Source organism: Candidatus Accumulibacter sp. ACC012, assembly GCF_907163155.1.
Classification (GTDB): Bacteria; Pseudomonadota; Gammaproteobacteria; order Burkholderiales; family Rhodocyclaceae; genus Accumulibacter; species Accumulibacter delftensis.
Genome location: NZ_CAJQUC010000014.1, coordinates 222855 through 241838, shown reverse-complemented (window position 1 = coordinate 241838; position 18984 = coordinate 222855). Strand labels below are relative to the sequence as shown.

Sequence of the window (18984 nt, the reverse complement as noted above, 5' to 3'; positions counted from 1 at the left end):
TGCATGGACCAGCGGGCAAAAAACGCTGGCCGGCGCCTGGCAGGTCACGCTTCCCTACTGCACTTCGCTCTAAACCCGCTTGCCCTTGTAAGCCTTTAGCCGCGACAATCCACCGGCGGTGCGCGGGATTGCCAATGAGGGCGCCGACGTGGCGAGGCGCGCGGAGTCGATAGACGGGGGAGGGCGATATGGTTTCGTGGCGGCTGTTGATGGTGATGACACTTCTCTGGTCAGGCGCGCTGCAGCCAGTCGCCGCCGCTGATGCGCGCAATCTGATCGTCGAGGGCCGCAGCCAGCGGCTGGCGCTGGTGATCGGCAATGACAGCTATCGCCAGGTCCCGAAACTGGACAACGCGCGCGCCGATGCCCGGGCGCTGGCCAAGGCACTGGAGGCTGCGGGTTTCGTCGTGACGCTCAAGCTGGATGTCGACCAGAAAGCCATGGAGCGGGCGCTGCGTGCATTCAAGGCGCAGCTCGTTGGCGGCGATGAAGCGGTGTTTTATTTTTCCGGGCACGGGGTGCAGCTCTCCGGTGAGAATTTCCTGCTGCCGGTCGACATCGGGGGGCAGACTGCAGACCAGGTTCGCGACGATGCGGTCGGGCTGCAGCGAGTGCTCGACGACCTGCACGATCAGAAAGCCCGCTTCTCTCTGGCGATCATCGACGCCTGCCGCGACAACCCGTTCAAGGGGCTGGGAAAGGCCATTGGCGGGCGCGGACTGGCGGCGACCGCGCCGGCTACCGGGCAGATGGTGATTTACGCGGCCGGCACCGGGCAGCAGGCGCTGGACCGGCTCAATGAGCAGGACCGCAACCCGAATGGCCTGTTTGCGCGCGAGTTCCTCAAGCAGATGAGCAGGCCGGGGGTGCCGGTGAGCCAGGTTCTGCGCAATGTGCGCAGTGAGGTGGTGCGGCTGGCCAGAACGGTCGGCCACGAGCAGGTACCGGCACTCTACGATCAGGCGATCGGCGATTTCTATTTCCGCCCACCGGTTGACGAAGCGCCAGCGCATGCGCCCGTGGTGACTGCGCCGCCGCTTGCCGCAAGGGCAGCCTATGCGTCCGGCACAGTGTTCCGCGACTGCCCTGACTGTCCCGAGATGGTGGCGATTCCGGCGGGCGAATTCAGCATGGGCTCGCCGGCGAGCGAAGAAGGGCGCGGCAAGGACGAAGGGCCGCAACATCAGGTGCGCATCGGCAAGGCGTTTGCGCTCGGTCGCAAGGAGCTGACCGTTGGCGAGTTTGGCCGCTTCGTGGAGGCGAGCGGCTACCGCACCAGCGCCGAGAAGGACACCGGCAAGGGCTGCTATGCCTGGGACAAGGGTGACGGGAAGTGGGACTGGCGGGCCGGGCGGAAGTGGAGCGAACCGGGCTATGCGCAGGGCGAGCAGCAGCCGGTCGCCTGCGTGAGCTGGGACGATGCCCGCGCCTACGTGCAGTGGCTGGCGAAAGAGACCGGCCAGGGCTACCGGCTGCCGAGCGAGGCCGAATGGGAATATGCGGCGCGGGCGGGCGGCAAGACCGCGCGTCCCTGGGGCGAGAATCCGAAGGACGCCTGCAGCCATGCCAACGTGGCCGACAATACGACCTACGAAGGCACATCCTGGGAACTAAAGCACGACTGCAGCGACGGCTACTGGTTCCCGGCGCCGGTGGCCAGCTACCAGGCGAACCGCTTCGGCCTTTACGACATGCTCGGCAACGTCTGGGAATGGGTCCAGGACTGCTACCAGGACAGCTACACCGGGGCGCCGGCCGACGGCAGCGCGCGGGAAGGCGGCAAGTGTGAGGCGCGCGTCCTGCGCGGCGGCTCGTGGAACATCAGACCACATTACGCCCGTTCTGCCAACCGCGACAGGATCGCGCCGGCGAGCCGGGACGGCGACGGCGGTTTCCGTCTCGCCAGGACGCTTCCGTAGCGCAGCGCAGGAAGCTTTGCCCTTGAACCCTTTACGCCTTTACCCCTTGCGCCAGGCCTGGCCTCGAATCCAGCCTGTCGCTCATCCTTCCAGGAGACCTGCGATGATCCACCGGAAAGCAAAGGCCTTGCCGCCCAACGGGTGCGACGCCCTTCGCCGGATGGCCGGATCGACGATGGTTGTGCTGGCGCTGCTCAGTACCCTCGCGACGCCCGCCGCCGAAGCTGCCAACCACGCGCTGATCATGACCATCGGCGAGTACGCCGATCCGACCGCCAACCTGCCCGGCATCGACGTCGATGCGCGCAATGCGTTCGCCATCGCCGAGGCGATGGCGGTGCCGCGGGGCAACATGCAAGTGCTCAGCGACCGGCAGTTGTCGGTGGCCGGCATGCGCACGGCAATTGCCGAACTGGGGCGCAAGGTCGGCCGTGGCGATAACGTCTTCGTCTATTACTCGGGACACGGTACGCAGATCGCGGGCGATCCCGGCAAGTGCAGCGAGGGGCTGCTGACCCACGACCTGCAGGTGTACTCGGACCGCGAGCTCGAAGAGGCGCTCGCCGAGCTGAGTACAAAGGCCGGCCAGCTGGTGATGATGAACGATTCGTGCTTCTCGGGTGGCGCGGCGACCAAGGCGCTGCCGCTCGCCGGGCAGCGGGCGAAATTCTTCAAGCTGGCGGCGGCGAGCGGCGATTACCAGTGCGGGCAGGCGCTGAACATGAAGTTTGCCAAGAACATCGTGCCGACCGCCGCCGAACGCGGCGCGAACCTGCTCTACGTGGCCGCCGCGTCCGACAGCGAGGTGGCTTTCGCGACCAGTGCCGGCAGCGCGGCGACGGTCGCCTGGCTTGGCTGCCTGCAGGCGACAAGCGGCCCTGGTCGCGATGGCGCCTACCGCGGCGCCGAGTTACGCAGCTGCGCGCAGGAGTGGCTCGATCACCAGCGCTTCGACCAGCACATTGCACTCGAAGGCAACCAGGAGTTGCCGCTCGCCTACCTCGCCGCGGGGGCCGCTGCCAAGCCGGCGTTGATCGATGCCGGCGCAGTACTGCAGGGCATCCGCAGCGCGGCGTCGCCGACCGTGCGCGTCGCGCTGCGGGTCACGAAACAGCGGATGAAGATCGGGCAGGACCGGCTCGAATTCGAGGTCAGCACGCAGCAGGCAGGCTACCTCAGCGTGCTGCACGTCGGCAGCGACGGCAAGACCTTCGACCTGCTCTTTCCGAACGACATCGACGCCAACAACCATGTCGCCGCCGGTAGCACGGTCCACCTGCCGCGGCCGAGCTGGCGGGTCAGGGCGGGTGGTCCGGCCGGCACTTCCCGGCTGCTGGCCGTGCTCTCGGAGAAGCCGCGCGATTTTCGCAAGGGGCTGGCGAAGATCGGTAATACAGGTTTTTATGGCACGCCGGCGAACTCGGCTTCGGCGAAGAACCTGTTCGCCGAGGCCACCGGCGAAGCAAGCGGCGACCCCGGCCGCTACGGCGCCAGCGAGCTGCTGGCGATCGAGGAGTATTGATGTCTGCAACGCTTTCCTGCTGCCAGGGGCGCCGCTCCGGAGACGTTGACATGGCGAGCTCGACGACTCGTCGTGGCGCAGGTCCGGGCCGCTGGCGAACCGGGCTGGCGGGCTGCCTGCTGGTTGGCGCAGCGTTGCTCCTCGCCACTCTTTTCCTCGTCGCGCCGGCCGTCGCCGACGATGGCCTGTTGAGCGCCGAGCAGATCCTGGCGGCGCTCGAACAGAGGCCGCCGCTGCCGGCAAAGGGTTTTCTGCCGAAGGCCAATCCGGATGCGGCGACGCGCGTCTGCGACGCTGATCTGAATCGGCGGCTGCTGGCGAAATCCGGCCAGCGCGGCGAGCTGCTGACCCGCAACCTCTACGTTGAGGCAGCGCCGACAGTCGATCTCGATATTGCCTTCGCCTATGGCGAGGCAGCGCTGCTGGCCGCGGGCAGGGTCCAACTCGACGAACTGGCGCGGGCGCTGCTGGATCCGGGCTTGCGAACGCAACAGTTCGTTTTCGCCGGCCACACCGACGTCGACGGCGGCGCCGATTACAACGACCGCCTGTCGTGCGAGCGTGCGCTCTCCGCGCGCCGCTACCTGGTCGTACAGCACGGCATCGATGCCGATCGCCTGGTGCCGATGGGTTTCGGTTTCGAGAAGCTCAAGGATCCGCTGCAGCCACGCGCGGCGGTCAACCGGCGCGTCGAGATCCGCAGGTTCGCCGGCCTGCAGAAAACCGGGCAGCCCTGACCCTGCCCTATACTGGCGCGCAGAGCCATGAACGCACTACGGTCTGAACGGAAAAGGGGGAGAAGAATGAGCAAGGGAGTTGGTCGCGGGCTGCGGCCCTGGGTCATCATCGGGTCGCTGGTGCTGGCGCCGCCCGTCCTCGCTGCCGAGCAGGGCGCCGCAGTCGATAACGCGCGGCCCGCCAGCGAGTCCTTCCGCCGCACTACCGAGGAGGCCGCTGCCCTGGCCGGCGGCCTGGCCGTACGACTGAACAAGAGCTCGCTGCGCGATGGCGACCTCCTGGTAGTGACTGTCGATGTGCCGTCCGCGGGCTACCTCAATGTGGTCAGCGTCGGTCCCGACGACGTGCCGACGGTGCTGTTTCCCAACCGCCATCACAGCGACAACCGCGTTGCCGCCGGCGCTTTCGGCATTCCGACGGAAAAAATGAAGTTCGACCTGAAGGCAACGAAACCCTACGGCCCGACGCTGGTCGCCGCTTTCCTCAGCACGGAGCCACTGGACTTCTACCAGGACGGCGCCGGTGAGCGCGACGTGCAAGGCCGGATGCACGAGCAGTTTGCACTGCTCTCGGCCAGCAGTCGCCGCCAGCTCGAAAATCTGGCGACGAAGAGCTTCGCGGTGACGCCGCGTGCCGCGCCGCTGCTCGGTGGCATGGCCTATGCACTGGTCTGCGCGGCCAGCGGCCCTTGCGACGCGGCGGCCATGGCGCCGGAGTCGGGCGGCTTGCCGCTCGCCGAGCGCCTGGTCCCGGGCATCCTGCTCGACCCGGAGCGCGAACTGCCGCTGCCCAGGGGAGGCCAATTGCGCCCGGTTTACGACAAGGGAATCCGGCTGACCAAGCTTTCGGAAGGCTTCGTGTCGCGTCTGTACAATGATCCGGCAGGCTATTGCACCATTGCCTATGGCCACCTGATCCACAAGGCGCCGTGCGACGGCAGCGAACCGGCCGACTTCCGCAACGGCGTCAGCGAACCACAGGGCGAAACGCTGCTCGTCGCGGACATGAGTGGCGCGCAATCGGCGGTGACGAGACTGGTCAACATCGAGCTGAGCGACGGGCAGTACGCCGCCCTGTGTGACTTCACCTATAACGTCGGGGCGGGCAACCTGCAGAGCTCGACGCTGCTCAAGGTGATCAACGCCGGCGAGCATCATCGCGTACCCCTGCAACTGGCACGCTGGAACAAGGCCAATGGCAAGGAGTACCGCGGTTTGACGGTCCGTCGCCAACGCGAGATCGCCCTCTATTTCGAGGGTCGGCCGATACCGAAAGCGCTGCCTGGCGGGGAGAACCTGACGCCGATCGACATCCGCGTCGGGGAATAACGGCTCCGGAACACGGGAAGGGAAGGAGACATGGGAGAGGGCCGTAAGCGGCTTGCAACGGTTGATGGTCGGGAGCGGCGTTTACGCGTGCTGCTTGGCGCGCTGTTGTTCGTGGTGCTGGCGGGAGTCCTCGTCGACGGGGTTCAGGCGGTCGAGCGGCGCGTCGCGCTGGTCATCGGCAACGGCGCGTACGACGGCGCCGAGCGTCTCGACACGCCGCGCCAGGATGCGGACGACGTCGGCGCGGCGCTCGGCAAGCTCGGCTTCTCGGTCATCTCGCCGAAGCCGCGCGACCTCGACCAGCGCGGCATGGAGCAGGTCGTGCAGAAGTTCGCCGACGCCAGCCGTGGCGCCGACGTGGCACTGTTCTACTACGCCGGCCACGGCGTCGGGCGCGGCGGCGACAACTGGCTGATCCCGGTCGGCAGCAAGATTACCGACCCGGCGGACCTGCGTTATCGCGCCGTCAGCCTGCGCTGGATCGCCGACAGGCTCAAGGCCAGCGGCGCCGGGGCGCGCCTCCTGATCGTCGATGCCTGCCGCAACAACCGCTGGTACGAAGCCGAACGGGGCCCGGGCCAGCGTGGTCTGGAGCGCATCACCCCACCGAGCGGCACGCTGATCGCCTACGCCGCGGCACCGGGCGAGACGGCCAGGGACAAGCACCCGACGCGGCCGAACGGGCTGTTCACCGGCGAACTGGTGCAGGCCCTGGCGCAGGAACCCGAGGTCGATATCCGCGAGCTGATCCGCCGCGTCGGCGAGCGCGTCAATCGGCTCAACGCCGGCCAGCACCCATCGACCGAGGAGATCGGCTTCTACGCCGCGCTGCATCTGGCCGAACCGAAACCGGTCGCCGACCCGCGCGCCGACGAGGACGCCGCCTGGCAGCAGGCGCGGCAGGGGAACAGCCGCTCGGCGTACGAAGCCTATTTGGCGCGCTACCCGCAGGGACGCTACGCGGATTGGGCGCAGCAGGAAATCGCGCGGCCGGTGCAGCCGCCGGTGGCTTCGCAGGCGACAGTTGCGGCCAGCGCGCCGACGGCGCCCGCTGGCCAGCCGTCCGATTATCCGCCGGGCAAGGTGTTTCGCGACTGTAGTGACTGTCCCGAGATGGTGGTGATTCCGGCCGGCGCGTTCGTCATGGGCTCGCCAGAGAGCGAAGCGGGTCGTGACCGGGATGAGGGGCCGCAGCACTCGGTGACGATCGCCCGTCCCTTCGCCGCCGGCAAGTACGCCTGCGCTGGATCGCCGACAGGCTCAAGGCCAGCGGCGCCGGGGCGCGCCTCCTGATCGTCGATGCCTGCCGCAACAACCGCTGGTACGAAGCCGAACGGGGCCCGGGCCAGCGTGGTCTGGAGCGCATCACCCCACCGAGCGGCACGCTGATCGCCTACGCCGCGGCACCGGGCGAGACGGCCAGGGACAAGCACCCGACGCGGCCGAACGGGCTGTTCACCGGCGAACTGGTGCAGGCCCTGGCGCAGGAACCCGAGGTCGATATCCGCGAGCTGATCCGCCGCGTCGGCGAGCGCGTCAATCGGCTCAACGCCGGCCAGCACCCATCGACCGAGGAGATCGGCTTCTACGCCGCGCTGCATCTGGCCGAACCGAAACCGGTCGCCGACCCGCGCGCCGACGAGGACGCCGCCTGGCAGCAGGCGCGGCAGGGGAACAGCCGCTCGGCGTACGAAGCCTATTTGGCGCGCTACCCGCAGGGACGCTACGCGGATTGGGCGCAGCAGGAAATCGCGCGGCCGGTGCAGCCGCCGGTGGCTTCGCAGGCGACAGTTGCGGCCAGCGCGCCGACGGCGCCCGCTGGCCAGCCGTCCGATTATCCGCCGGGCAAGGTGTTTCGCGACTGTAGTGACTGTCCCGAGATGGTGGTGATTCCGGCCGGCGCGTTCGTCATGGGCTCGCCAGAGAGCGAAGCGGGTCGTGACCGGGATGAGGGGCCGCAGCACTCGGTGACGATCGCCCGTCCCTTCGCCGCCGGCAAGTACGAAGTGACTTTCGATGAGTGGGACGCCTGTGTGGCCGCGGGTGGCTGTCGTCACAAGCCATACGACTGGGGTTGGGGTCGCGGCACGCAGCCAGTTGTCGAGGTAGGCTGGGATGACGCGCAGACCTATTTGGTCTGGTTGTCGAAGGAGACCGGCAAGCGCTATCGGCTGCTGTCGGAGGCCGAGTGGTAGTATGCGGCGCGAGCGGGCAGCCGCTCCGCCTACCCCTGGGGCGAGCAGCCGGGAAGTGGCCACGCCAACTTTCGGGAATCGGGTAGCCAAGGGCGCGGTGATCGGCCCGCCCCGGTCGGCGGGTTCAAGGCCAATGCCTTTAAGCTACACGACGTGATCGGCAACGTTTGGGAGTGGGTGCAGGACTGCTATCGGGACGGCTATGCGGGCGTGCCCGCCGACGGCAGTGCCTGGAACGGCGAAAGGTGTGAGGCACGCGTTATGCGCGGCGGCTCGTGGAACAATAATCCACAGGATGCCCGTACTGCCATCCGTCACTGGTTCGCGCCGGCGGATCAGAACATGATCGGCGGTTTCCGTCTCGCCAGGGCGCTTCCGTAGCGCAGCGCAGGAAGCTTGCCCCTTGAGACGCTTACGCTTTTACCCCTTCAGCCGATTCCCGCGTAGCTGCAACGAGGCGCCCAACGCGAAACTGAGCGCCACCCGGAGGCCCATCATGCCGACATCGGTTCGCGCCATCCTGCTTGCCACGGCGTTTGCTCTCCTGACCGGCGCCACGGCCGCCTCGGCGGTCGACAAGCGCATCGCGCTGTTGATCGGCATCGCCGATTATCCGCACCTCGTTTCGCCGCAGGGGCCGCTGCAGGGCCCGGTCAATGACGTGGCGGCGCTGCGCGCGGTGTTGATCGAACGCTGGGGTTTTCTGCCCGGCAACATCCGCACGCTGGTCGACCGGCAAGCGACGCGCGCGGCGATGCTCGACGAGCTGCGCGCGCTCGAAAAACGCAGCTCGCCCGGGGATGACGTGTTCGTCTTCTACTCGGGGCACGGCACCAGCGCGCTCGATTCGCGTCTCGCGCCGCCGCTGCCGCAAGGCAGCGGGGCGATGGTGCCTGCCGACTACGATCCCGCTGCGGCACGGCCCGTCGACGGACTGATCGTCGGGCGCAGTGACCTGAAACCGATCATCGAGCGTCTCGAAGCCGGCGGTCGGCGCCTGTGGGTGGTTTCCGATTCCTGCTACTCGGGGAACCAGGTGCGCAGCGTCTTCGGTGAACGCGGCTCGTTGCCCGGCAAGTTCATCCCGCTGCCGGGGCCGGAACTCTTGCGCGACCTGGCGCGCGCCGCCGCGGGGCCGGCGACGCCGCCATCGCCTTATCCCTATAGCGAAACGGCCTGGCTGTCGGCGGCGGCCGAGGGAGAGGTCGCGCGTGACATCCCGACGGAGTGGCTGCCAAGTTACCCGACGGTCGACGGCAAGCCGCACGGAGCGCTGGCCGACGCGCTGCTGCGCGTGCTCGACGGCAGCGTCGACGCCGATTACGACCGTGACGGCTTCCTGAGCTGGGCCGAGATCCACGCCGCGGTCAGCGGCTTCATGGCCGATCGCGCCTACGGCCACAGCCCGCAGCGCCTGCCCAACGTCGCCGAGGATTCGCGCGGGCTGGCACAGCGCGCTTTCCTTGGCCAGCGCGTCAGCAGCGCCGCGCGCCGGCCGGCCGCGACGACGACACTCCAGCTGGCGGCGGTCGGCCTCGATGGCGCTGCGCTCGCGGCCTTGCAGCGTATCCGCGGCGTCGAGCTGCTGGCGGCTTCGGCCAGCGGCGCCGAACTCGTCGTGCGCCAGGAGGGCACGAGGTTCGCTCTCTACTCCGCTGGCGGCGACGCACTCGGCGAGGTTCCCGCCGCCGAGCCGCAGCGACTGGTGAGCCGCGTTCAGCAACTGGCCTGGGCCAGGCGCCTGCACGAGCTGGGGCAGCAGGGTAGCCGCGGGTTGCTCGACTTTGAGGTGCAACCGGCGACCTTCGGCGGCAATTTCCGGATCGGCGAGTGTATCCACTTCGTGGTCAAGCCGCAGCGGGCGAGCACGCTGCTGCTGCTCAATGTCGACGCCGCGGGCCTGGTCTCGGTGCTCTACCCCTACACCGCCAGCGAGACCCAGCCCCTGCCCGCCGGCAAGCCGCGTGCGATTCCCGGATCGGGTCCGTACGACCGGGTCAGGGTGAGCGACCCACCCGGCATGGACCTGCTTTTCGCCTTTGCTTTCGACCGCCCACCGGCGGGAATCGAGCGGCTGTTCGGGCTGCAGAAGGTCGAGCCGAGCGACCCGCGGCTGGCGATCATCGAAGGCATGCTCGCCGACCGGAAAGGCGAGTTCAGTTTTGCGCACGCGGAATTGCGCGCGCTGTCGCGATCGAGCGGGCAGGCCGACGGCCCGCCGGGGGAGGGCGCTTGCCGCTGAAGTTCTTCAGGCGCTGCTATCGGCCATCACGGCCGGCGACATTCCTGGCGGCCGTTTTTCCGGCCCCTGGCCTTGCTCGCGAGTGCTCGCGAAGCGCGCAATGATCTGTCGGGTTGCCGGCGACATCCTGGCGCTGAGCGGCAGATCTCCGTGCGCGAAGAAATGCAGCGCCATGGCGTCATCGCCCGCCAGCGCTGCGCCGCTGGCGCTGGCCCGGAAGACATGGTGGCAATTGGTCTGCGATTCGTGGCTGAAGAGGAACTGCAGCGCATCGGAGAGCAGGCCGGTTTCTTCGGCGAGTTCGCGGGCGGCTGCCTGCGCGAGCGATTCGTCCGCGTTGATGCCGCCGCCGGGTAGCAGCAGCATTCCGCCGCGGTTTTCGACGAGCAGGATTTTGCCGTCGATCTCGACGATGACGGTGGCTCTTTGGCGCTTCATGTGGGTACTCCGTGTCTCCGTGTTGCCTGGGGGCTTTGTCGGGTGTTGTGGCCGCGCGCTAGACAATCGCCAGCCCGGCGCATTCGATGGCCACCAGCGCTTTCGCGTGATTGAAGTTGCTGGCCCGGCCGCAGGCGTAGAGGCAACAGGCGAGTTGATTGGCGATTGGCAATGGTAGCGAGGCTTCGCCGGCGAGGACGCGGTGCATCCAGGCGACGGTGGCGCCGGCATCGCAGGTCTCGGGCAGTTGCGGCAGGCTCCTGAGGCTGTCGCGCTCGGCTTCGAAGAGGATGTCGCTGACGCCGTCGTGCAGATGTTCGATCAGCGGGCGGCGCTTGGGGTTGGCGAAAGGTTCGCCTTCGCTGCCGCGCAGGAGGAGGGCGTGCGCGCCTGCGGCGCTCAGGACGGCGCGCATGCTGGTGATGTAGTCGGGGTGCGTCGCCGCAGCCAACAGCAAGGCTTCGCCGCGGAAGGGGTCGAGCATCTTGACCAGGCTGTGGGCGCTGTTGCGCAGTCCGAGGCGGTTGCGCAAGGCGAGTTGTCGGTCGAGGCCGGGAGAGATGAGCGGCAGCGGCACGTAGGCCAGGCCGTATTCGTCGATCGCCAGTTGTGCCTGCGCCAGGCTGCTGCAGGCTTGCAGGCCAAACTCGGCAAAGATTTGCTCGCTGGTGACGCGTCCGTAGTCGGCGCTGAGACCGTGTACCAGCACCGGCACGCCGAAGCGCTGCAGGAGCAGCGCCAGCAAGGGAGTCAGGTTGGCGCTGCGGCGAGCGCCGTTATAGGTGGGGATGAGTACCGGGCGAAGGTGACCGGCCGGTCGAGCCAGGCTCGGCAGGCGTTCGTTGGCGGCAGCGAGGAAGCCGACCATCTCGTCGATGGTCTCGGTTTTCATGCGCAGGGCGATGGCGATCGCACCCTGTTCGAGGTCTGGCACCTGGTCGTCGAGAATCGCGGCGTAGAGCGCCTGTGCTTCGCCGCAGGGCATGTCGCGCGCACCGGCTGCGCCGCGTCCGATCTCCCGGATGACCGCCGCCAAGTCGATTCCTTCCATTTCCTCGCTCTTCGCCATGCTCCCTCCGTGATACGTCTTCAGGCCACCGCTTCAGTGGCGCTGCGCTGCGCCTGACTGGCGACCATCTGCCGCAACTCGGGCAGACACGATCCGCAGAAGGTACCGCATTTCCGCTTCTCCTGCAGTATCGCCAGCGTCGCGCCGCCGTCGAGGTCGGCCTTGATCTGCGCTTCGCTGATGTCGGCGCAGTTGCAGACCACGCGGCTGCGCTGTGGCAGCTTTCCCGGTCGCTTGCCGATCGGCGCGAGCGCCCAGCGGATGAGCGCCGGATCGAGCCCTGCGGCGGCGCCGTCGCTGCCTCCGGGCCCTTCGACCTCGGCGGCCATCAGCTCCTTGAGCCACGACTGCGCCTGTGTTTCGCCGGCGAGACGAATGCCGATCAGCTTGCCGTCCGGGGCGAGGGCACGCTTGCTGATCTGTCGGCGCTGATCGGCGTAAACGATCGCCGCCGCAGCGTCGGCGTCAAGGCCGAACAGCGCGTCGATCTCGCGCAGGCGGGATTCGGGGAGTGCTTCGCCGTGTGCCGCGCGGAACACCACCAGTGCTTCGCTGCGTCCGTAGAGTCCGACGCTGGCCAAGGCGAATTCGGGGAGCAGGCTGCGCGCCCTGGCGAGCAGGGTCAGCGCCGCCAGTTCTCCGCTTCCCGCCTTGCGCAGAACGACCAGTTGCCACGGCAACTCGGCCTGCTCGACAGCGACGGCGGCATGCTTCAGTTCGGGTTGCTGCGAGAACGGGTCGTACGCCGAAAGGGTGAGCGCGTTGACGCCGGCGCTGTTCATGAACTGGCTGCCCCAGTGCATCGGCATCCATGCGCGTCCGCGCACCAGCCCATCGTCGGGTTTGACGCGCACATGTACCTGACCGCGGGCATTGCCGACGCGCACCACATCGCCGCCGGCCAGGCCGCGCTGGCGCAGGTCGGCGGGGTGCATCGAGAGCAGCGGTTCGTCGTCGAGATTGAACAAGCGGGCGACGGTACCGGTGCGACTCATGCCGTGCCATTGGTCACGCAGGCGGCCGGAGAGCAGGCTGATCGGATACCTCTCGTCGGTGCTTTCGGCGGTCGGCAGGTGCTCGACGGCGACGAAGCGGGCGCGACCGGAGGGGGTCGGGAAAACGCCGTCGGCGTAAAGGCGCTGGCGGCCACTGCTCGCCCCTTCGGGGAACGGCCACTGCTGCGCTCCGCTGCTGTCGAGTAGCGCATAGCTCAGGCCGGTGATGTCGAGATCGCGGCCGCGTGTGCTCTCGCGATGCTCGTTGAAGATCGCCTCGGGACTGGCGTAGGGAAACAGCTGCCCGGTCAGCGGCTGGCCGAACCGGGCCCCGAGCCGGTGTGCGAAGTCGACGACTATTTCCCAGTCGGGCCGCGCTTCACCCGGCCGCGACACCGCAGGCGTGATGTGGGTGATGCAGCGCTCGGAGTTGGTGACCGTGCCTTCCTTTTCTCCCCAGGTGGTTGCCGGCAACATCAGGTCGGCGTAGGCCGCGGTGTCGGTATTGGCGAATGCTTCCTGGAGGACGACGAAGTCAGCAGCCTCGAGGGCGGCGCGCACTTCGCTCTGGTCGGGGAGCGATTGCGCCGGGTTGGTGCACGCGATCCATACCGCCTTGATCTCGCCGCGCTTGAGTGCGGCAAAGAGTTCCACCGCTGCCTTGCCGGGCTGCGCGGGAACCGAGGGCAGGCCCCACAGGCGTGCGACTTCGGCGCGGTGTTCGGGGTTGGCGAGGTCGCGATGTGCGGAAAGCAGGTTGGCCAGGCCGCCGACTTCGCGGCCACCCATGGCGTTCGGTTGCCCGGTCAGCGAGAAGGGGCCGGCGCCGGGCCGGCCGATCTGCCCGGTGGCCAGGTGCAGGTGGATCAGCGCGGCATTGTTGTGCGTACCGTGCGAGGACTGGTTGAGGCCCTGGCAGTACAGCGACAGCGCTGCCGCCGACTTGCCGAACCAGCGCGCGGCCTGGATGATCTCGGCCTCGGCGAGGGCGCAGATTTCGGCCACCACCGCCGGCGGAAAAGCCGCGACCGTCTGTTCCAGCGCGGCGAAGCCCTCGGTGTGCGCGGCAATGTAGTTGCGATCGACCAGTTCCTCGGCGAGCAGCACGTGCAGCAGGCCGTTGTAAAGGGCAATGTCGGTGCCTGGCTTGAGCGGCAGATGCAGGTCGGCGATGGCGGCGGTTTCACTGCGCCGCGGGTCGACGACGATGATGCGCAGATCGGGATTGGCGGCGCGCGCATCTTCGATGCGGCGGAAGACGATGGGATGGGCGACCGCCGGGTTGGCGCCGGCGATGAGCAGGCAGTCAGTGGCGGCGATGTCTTCGTAGCAGCACGGTGGCGCGTCGGCGCCGAGCGTCTGCTTGTAGCCGGCCACCGCCGACGACATGCACAGGCGCGAGTTGGTGTCGACGTTGTTGGTGCCGATCAACCCTTTGGCGAGCTTGTTGAAAACGTAGTAGTCCTCGGTGAGCAGCTGTCCGGAAATGTAGAAGGCAACGCTGTCCGGGCCGTGCGCGGCGATGATTTCGGCGAAGCGCTCGGCGGCATGGTCGAGTGCCTGCTCCCAGCCGACGCGCTGGCGCGGAAGCTGGCGTTGACGGCGCAGCTCGGGATGCAGCAGGCGATAGTCGGGGCGCGCCGTGAGGTGCAGCGAGGCACCCTTGGTGCACAGGCGGCCAAGGTTGGCCGGGTGCTCGGGGTCGCCGCGCACGCCGACGATGCGGTCCTTGTCGGTCTCGATCAGCAGCCCGCAGCCGACGCCGCAGTAACAACAGGTGGATTTGACTTGTTTGTGCATGGTTTCCTGCTCCTGCTTGTGCAAAGCAACAGCCGTGCCATGGCTGCAAGTGGTTGATCTGGAGGGCGTGACACGCAGGCGGTCGCTGCGGGCGCCCCCTTTTGTGGTGCGCCGTAGGCAAGTGCGTGCCTTGATACGGGGCGGTGGGGAATTGCGCCGGCGAGTCCGCCGCTTCTCATTTTGTCCGTGCGCGCTACATTATCGAATGGCGGAGTATTTCCAGCCGTGGAAATTCGCCAAGTTCTGATATCTGGCCTGCAATTCTTCCCAAACACGGGGAACTCGAGAAAATACTCACTGCCTCACCCGGTCGCCGGGTGACAAACCCTGGGCTATACTTCTTTCCCCAATTCACTCAATCTGGAAATATGCCATGCGCTTCAGCCTGCTCCGCCGCACCCTGTTTGCCGCGCTTCTCACGGCTCTGCTGGTCGCCTGTTCATCGACTTCGGTGATCTCCGAGTGGCGCGATCCGGGCTATCACGGCGCGGCGCTCAAGAAGATCCTGATCTACGTCGCGGCGAGCGAAGACGCCACCCGGCGCACGGCCGAGGATCGTCTGGCGGCGTCGTTTCCCAAGGGCACGCAGGCGGTGCCGAGCTATACGCTTTTCCCGGAGGCGAAGGAGATCAACGCGCAGAACGAGAAAGCGATCGCCGCGCGTCTTCAGAAGGAAGGCTTCGACGGTGCGCTGACGGCGCGCCTGGCCTCGGTGGATAAAGAGAATGTCTATATGCCGCCACAGACCTATCTGGCGCCGACGATGCTCGGGCCATACGGGTCTTTCTACGGCTATGGCACCTTTGCCTACGCTTCGGTATATACCGTTCCCGGCTATACCTATCAGGAGAGCAAGTACATGATCGAGACGATTCTTTACCAAATCCCAGGCGGGAAGATGCTGTGGACGATGACCACCGAATCGGTAAGTCCGGATTCCCGTCAGCAACTGATCAAGGAGGTCGCGGGCCTCATTGATGGCGAATTGAAGAAACAGGGATTCATCGCCGGCTGAACGCGCTTGCGAACGGCCAGTCATCTGGCAGCTTGTTGTTTTTTAATGGCCCGAATGGGCTTCTAACCCATAGCCTTATACACAACTTACCCAGGATCTGCCTGACGCATGAACTGGAGGCCGATAGCGCAATCCATGACACGCTGCAAACCGAGCCAGATGGTTTTGACGCCCGGTTCTCCGTCGCCTTTGCGTGCAAGGAAGCCGCCGAGCATGGCGACCAATCTCAGGACCTGGTTGAGAGTTGGGAGGTCAGCGGGTGGTTTCTTCTTGTGAAGGAGGTAGGCGGCATGCCATTCATCTTCGTGGAAGAACAAGTCGGCGGGCAATTCGGGGCAGGTTCGGCCGAATCGCATCAGCACAGCAATCCGCCAGGAGACCATGAGGTAGAGTGCGATGGCACGTTGCAGACCAGCGATGGTTCCCAGTTGCAGAGCCTCAATGCGGCAGCCGTTCTTGAGGATGTGGAAGAGGATCTCGATTTCCCAGCGTGCGCGATACCAGTCAATCAGTTCCGTCACCTGTTCGAGCGTCTCGGCGGGGCGATTGGTCAGCAAGCGCCACTCGACCGGGCGACTGCCGGCCGGTGGATCGATCTCCTTGGCCACCACACAGGTGGCCCGGATTGTCTGGTTCTTGCCATGAGGAAGATCGACGACACGCGCCCAAAGCTGCTGACGTACCGGACGTGCCTTTTGGCCCTGCCTCGCGGGCATCGTGAAGGCGATTCCCCCGAGCGCTTCGTCGGACGTCACCGTCTGCCACAGCTTCTGACCGTCGGGCAGCGCTCGATCGTGCTGAGCACGCAGCAGCCAGTCAGCTGGCTGGCCCATTTCGCTGGCCCGAGCCATCAATTCGATCATGTCCGACTCGCGGTCGGCCACGTAGACCAGCCGGGTCGTTGGCAACTCCGTCGCCAGTTCGGCGACCCGTTCATAGCCCTCGATCCAGCGCGTACTCTCTTTGATCCCCGGGCGCCGGCCGTCGGCGTCCTTCGGTTCGCGCGCCCACATCCAAGCATCCAGAACGCCCAACGGCTCGCGATCGACGCTGACCGCATACGTCGGATGCACGTACAGGCCCCGCTGAGCTTCGTAGCTCAGCGGCCCCAAGCCAGAGATGCTCTGCCCGTTGAAGTCCAGTTCGGTGGTGTCCTGCAGCATCAGCACCACTTTGTGCTGCGCGATCCGTCTTCGGGAGCAAGACCAATGGGGCGTGAGGATCGCCTCCCAGGTAATGTCATCGTTGCCGAAGAAGCGGTAAGCCGCCATCGTCTCCGACCAGTCCGAACACGCCCCCGGGATACTCGCCGTCGGTCTCGCAGAAAGCGTATCCAGCAACGCGATCGCTCGTTTGTCCCGACGGCGATCACCCAGGTTGATTCCATTCAGTTCCTCCTCAGCCCACCTCGCCATGATGCCTTCTCAAGGAAAAACGACAGCTTACAGACGAAACCTAAAGTTGTGTATAAGGCTATGCTTCTAACCAAGGACTGAAAATGATATTTCGCACTCTCGTCGCTGGCGCTGTCGCAGCTTCATGTTTTCTTGCCACCCCGGCAGCGGCTGATCAATCCACTCTGGACAGAATCAAGGAAACGTCGACCATCAAGCTCGGCCACCGGGAGAACTCGCCACCGTTCTCCTTCGTTGGCGACGACAAGAAGGCAATGGGCTACAGCGTCGATCTGTGCCTGCGCGTGGCTGATGACATTGCCAAGCAGTTGAGTATTCCGGATCTGAAAGTGGAGTGGGTGGCGGTGAGTGCAGAAAACCGCTTCGACGCGGTGAAGAATGGTGATATCGATATCGAATGCGGCAACACGACCCAGACGATAGGGCGCCGCGCGGACTTTGACTTCAGCCTGACGACTTTTGTCGATGGCGCCAGCATGCTCTTTCTCCGCGATGGAAATCCGAAGTCGCTAGAGGATGTCAAGGGGCAGCGTATTGTCGTCGTCGCCGGAACGACGACCGAAAAAGCAATGGACCTACTCGCCGCCGACAAGAATCTGGGACTGCAGGTGCTCAAGGTCAAGGACCATAAGGAAGCCTTGGCGGCCCTGAAGAGCAAGAAGGCGACCGCCTATGCCGCGGATCGCACGGTATTGATCACCACGGCGCTGCTCGGTGGCGGCGGTACGGAATACTCCATCGGTGATAATCAGTTTACCTACGAGCCCTACGGTCTGATGATGCGCCGCGATTCGGACATGCGCCTGGCCGTCGATCGCTCGCTGGCACAGTTGTATCGCACTGGCGAAATCGGCCCCGTCCTCCAGAAATGGTTCGGGCCGCTTGGCAACCCGGGCGAAGTGCTGAAGGTGATGGTCCTTCTCAATGCTCTGCCCGAGTAGATCGTCCGGCCGGGCGCAAGCACTCAGCACGCGCTTGCGCCTGCCTTGCCCGGCCCGCCGGGCAAGGTGAAGCCGTCGAGTGCGACGAAGGGCGACTGGCCGCCGATCAGGTCGGCGAGTGCACGGCCGCTGGCCAGCGACAGCGTGAAGCCGAGTGCGCCGTGGCCGACATTCAGCCACAGCTTGCGGTACGGGCTGTGGCCGAGGATCGGCCGTCCGCTCGGTGTCGCCGGGCGCAGACCGGCCCAGGCCTCGGCCTGCTCGTAATTGGCCGCGCCAGGGAAGGCGCCGCGCGCTTCGCCGAGCAGCGTCGCCAGCCGCCGCGGGGCGATCGAACAGTCGTAGCCGCCGATGTCGGCGATGCCGGCCACGCGCAATCGACCCGCGAGGCGGGCGTAGACAATCTTGCGCTGGAAGTCGGTGACGCTCAGCGTCGGTGCCGCCTTCGGGTCGCTGATCGGCGCCGTCAGGCTATAGCCCTTGAGCGGGTAGATGGGCAGCGACAAGCCCGCCCGGCGCGCCAGGCGCTCGCTGTCGCAGCCGGCGGCGAGGACGTAGGCGTCGGCTTCCAGCCGTCCGGCGCTGGTTTCCACGCCGACGACTTCGCCCTGGCGGACGCTCAGTCCGTTGATGGACGTGGCGAAGAAGCAGCGGTTCTCCGGCGAGGCGGCACGAATCCTGTCCAGTAGATCGACGCTGAAGCGATAGCAATCCGCCGTGTCTTCGCTCGCCGTGTGCACGCCGCCGACGATCTCTCCGCGCAGGCGGTCGAGCGCCGGTTCGATGGCCATGCACGCCGCGCTGTCGAGCACCTCCTGGCGATAGTCGTCGTCGCGCACCAGGCGTTGCTGGAAATCGACCTGGCGGCGCGCGCTCTCCAGCGCTGCCGCGTCGCGATAGACGACCAGCTTGCCGCTGTTGGCGTGGGCGAAGTCGAGCGCCGGATCGTCAGCGAGCAATTGGTGCATCAGGCGACGGCTGGCGTGCCCGAGCCGGAGCAGGTGGCGGGTCGTTTCGGCGCTGCGCAAACTGCGGCAGGCGGCGAGAAACTGCAGGCACCAGCGCCATTGCCGGGCGTCGAGTTGCGGCCGAAAACGTACTGGCGAGCTTGGCGAGAGCAGCCACGGGACGAGTTTCGGCCACACCGCCGGGTCCGCCAGTGGTGCTACGTAGCTGTAGCTCAGCTGGCCGCCGTTGGCGTAACTGGCTTCCAGCGCGGCGCCCTGGTTGCGGTCGACCAGGCTGACCTGATGGCCGTCACGCGCCAGGTAGTAGGCGGTGGCGATGCCGACGACGCCGGCACCGAGAACGATCACTTTCATTCTTTCTCCCTGGCCGGTGGCGGGGCCATGACAAGCGGTGATGGA

General features: G+C 66.6%; 13 protein-coding genes and 1 pseudogene. 9 read left to right on the top strand and 5 right to left on the bottom strand.

Annotated elements, in window-relative coordinates:
• Positions 1-209 precede the first annotated feature (209 nt).
• From QZ648_RS15245 to QZ648_RS15215, 7 genes and pseudogenes are all read left to right on the top strand, one after another.
• Positions 210-1919, top strand: a complete 1710-nt coding sequence (locus tag QZ648_RS15245) for an SUMF1/EgtB/PvdO family nonheme iron enzyme (protein WP_291997559.1) — start codon at positions 210-212, stop codon at positions 1917-1919.
• A 103-nt stretch (positions 1920-2022) separates the two neighbouring features.
• Positions 2023-3441: a DUF4384 domain-containing protein gene (locus tag QZ648_RS15240; RefSeq protein ID WP_291997558.1), complete on the top strand. Its 1419-nt coding sequence runs from the start codon at positions 2023-2025 to the stop codon at positions 3439-3441.
• Between the two features lie 50 nt (positions 3442-3491).
• Positions 3492-4178, top strand: a complete 687-nt coding sequence (locus QZ648_RS15235) for an OmpA family protein (protein ID WP_291997557.1) — start codon at positions 3492-3494, stop codon at positions 4176-4178.
• A gap of 66 nt (positions 4179-4244) precedes the next feature.
• The gene (locus QZ648_RS15230) at positions 4245-5507 is read left to right on the top strand and encodes a DUF4384 domain-containing protein (protein ID WP_291997556.1); all 1263 of its coding nucleotides are present in this window, start codon (positions 4245-4247) and stop codon (positions 5505-5507) included.
• A gap of 30 nt (positions 5508-5537) precedes the next feature.
• Complete coding sequence (locus QZ648_RS15225; RefSeq protein WP_291997555.1) at positions 5538-6800, top strand: caspase family protein; 1263 nt, start codon at positions 5538-5540, stop codon at positions 6798-6800.
• Positions 6746-8083, top strand: a pseudogene (locus QZ648_RS25035) (SUMF1/EgtB/PvdO family nonheme iron enzyme). The gene QZ648_RS15225 and the pseudogene QZ648_RS25035 overlap by 55 nt, the downstream one beginning before the upstream one ends.
• Positions 8084-8198: 115 nt before the next feature.
• Positions 8199-9944 (top strand): caspase family protein, encoded by a 1746-nt coding sequence (locus QZ648_RS15215; protein WP_291997554.1) that lies wholly within the window; start codon positions 8199-8201, stop codon positions 9942-9944.
• Positions 9945-9950: 6 nt separating this feature from the next.
• Here the strand turns inward: QZ648_RS15215 and QZ648_RS15210 are convergent, their stop codons facing one another.
• Genes QZ648_RS15210 through QZ648_RS15200 form a run of 3 tightly spaced genes read right to left on the bottom strand, consistent with a single transcriptional unit; the run spans position 9951 to position 14246 of the window.
• Complete coding sequence (locus QZ648_RS15210; RefSeq protein WP_291997553.1) at positions 9951-10382, bottom strand: NUDIX domain-containing protein; 432 nt, start codon at positions 10380-10382, stop codon at positions 9951-9953.
• A 58-nt stretch (positions 10383-10440) separates the two neighbouring features.
• Positions 10441-11451 (bottom strand): DNA-binding protein YbiB, encoded by a 1011-nt coding sequence (ybiB, locus tag QZ648_RS15205; RefSeq protein WP_291997552.1) that lies wholly within the window; start codon positions 11449-11451, stop codon positions 10441-10443.
• Between the two features lie 20 nt (positions 11452-11471).
• On the bottom strand, positions 11472-14246 hold the full coding sequence (locus QZ648_RS15200; protein ID WP_291997551.1) for a nitrate reductase: 2775 nt from the start codon (positions 14244-14246) through the stop codon (positions 11472-11474).
• Positions 14247-14619: 373 nt separating this feature from the next.
• Between QZ648_RS15200 and QZ648_RS15195 the strand changes: the two genes are divergently transcribed.
• Entirely contained in the window at positions 14620-15261 is a 642-nt protein-coding gene (locus QZ648_RS15195; protein ID WP_291997550.1) for a hypothetical protein, read from the top strand.
• Positions 15262-15347: 86 nt separating this feature from the next.
• On the opposite strand, the gene QZ648_RS15190 is transcribed toward QZ648_RS15195, so the two are convergent.
• Positions 15348-16676 (bottom strand): IS4 family transposase, encoded by a 1329-nt coding sequence (locus QZ648_RS15190; RefSeq protein ID WP_291995780.1) that lies wholly within the window; start codon positions 16674-16676, stop codon positions 15348-15350.
• 83 nt (positions 16677-16759) lie between these two features.
• Here QZ648_RS15190 and QZ648_RS15185 point away from each other — a divergent pair, with 83 nt between their 5' ends.
• Positions 16760-17617 carry an amino acid ABC transporter substrate-binding protein gene (locus QZ648_RS15185; RefSeq protein ID WP_169068087.1) on the top strand — a complete coding sequence of 286 codons (858 nt, stop codon included), beginning with the start codon at positions 16760-16762 and terminating at the stop codon, positions 17615-17617.
• 23 nt (positions 17618-17640) lie between these two features.
• Here the strand turns inward: QZ648_RS15185 and QZ648_RS15180 are convergent, their stop codons facing one another.
• Positions 17641-18939, bottom strand: a complete 1299-nt coding sequence (locus QZ648_RS15180; RefSeq protein WP_291997549.1) for a D-amino acid dehydrogenase — start codon at positions 18937-18939, stop codon at positions 17641-17643.
• Positions 18940-18984 lie beyond the last annotated feature (45 nt).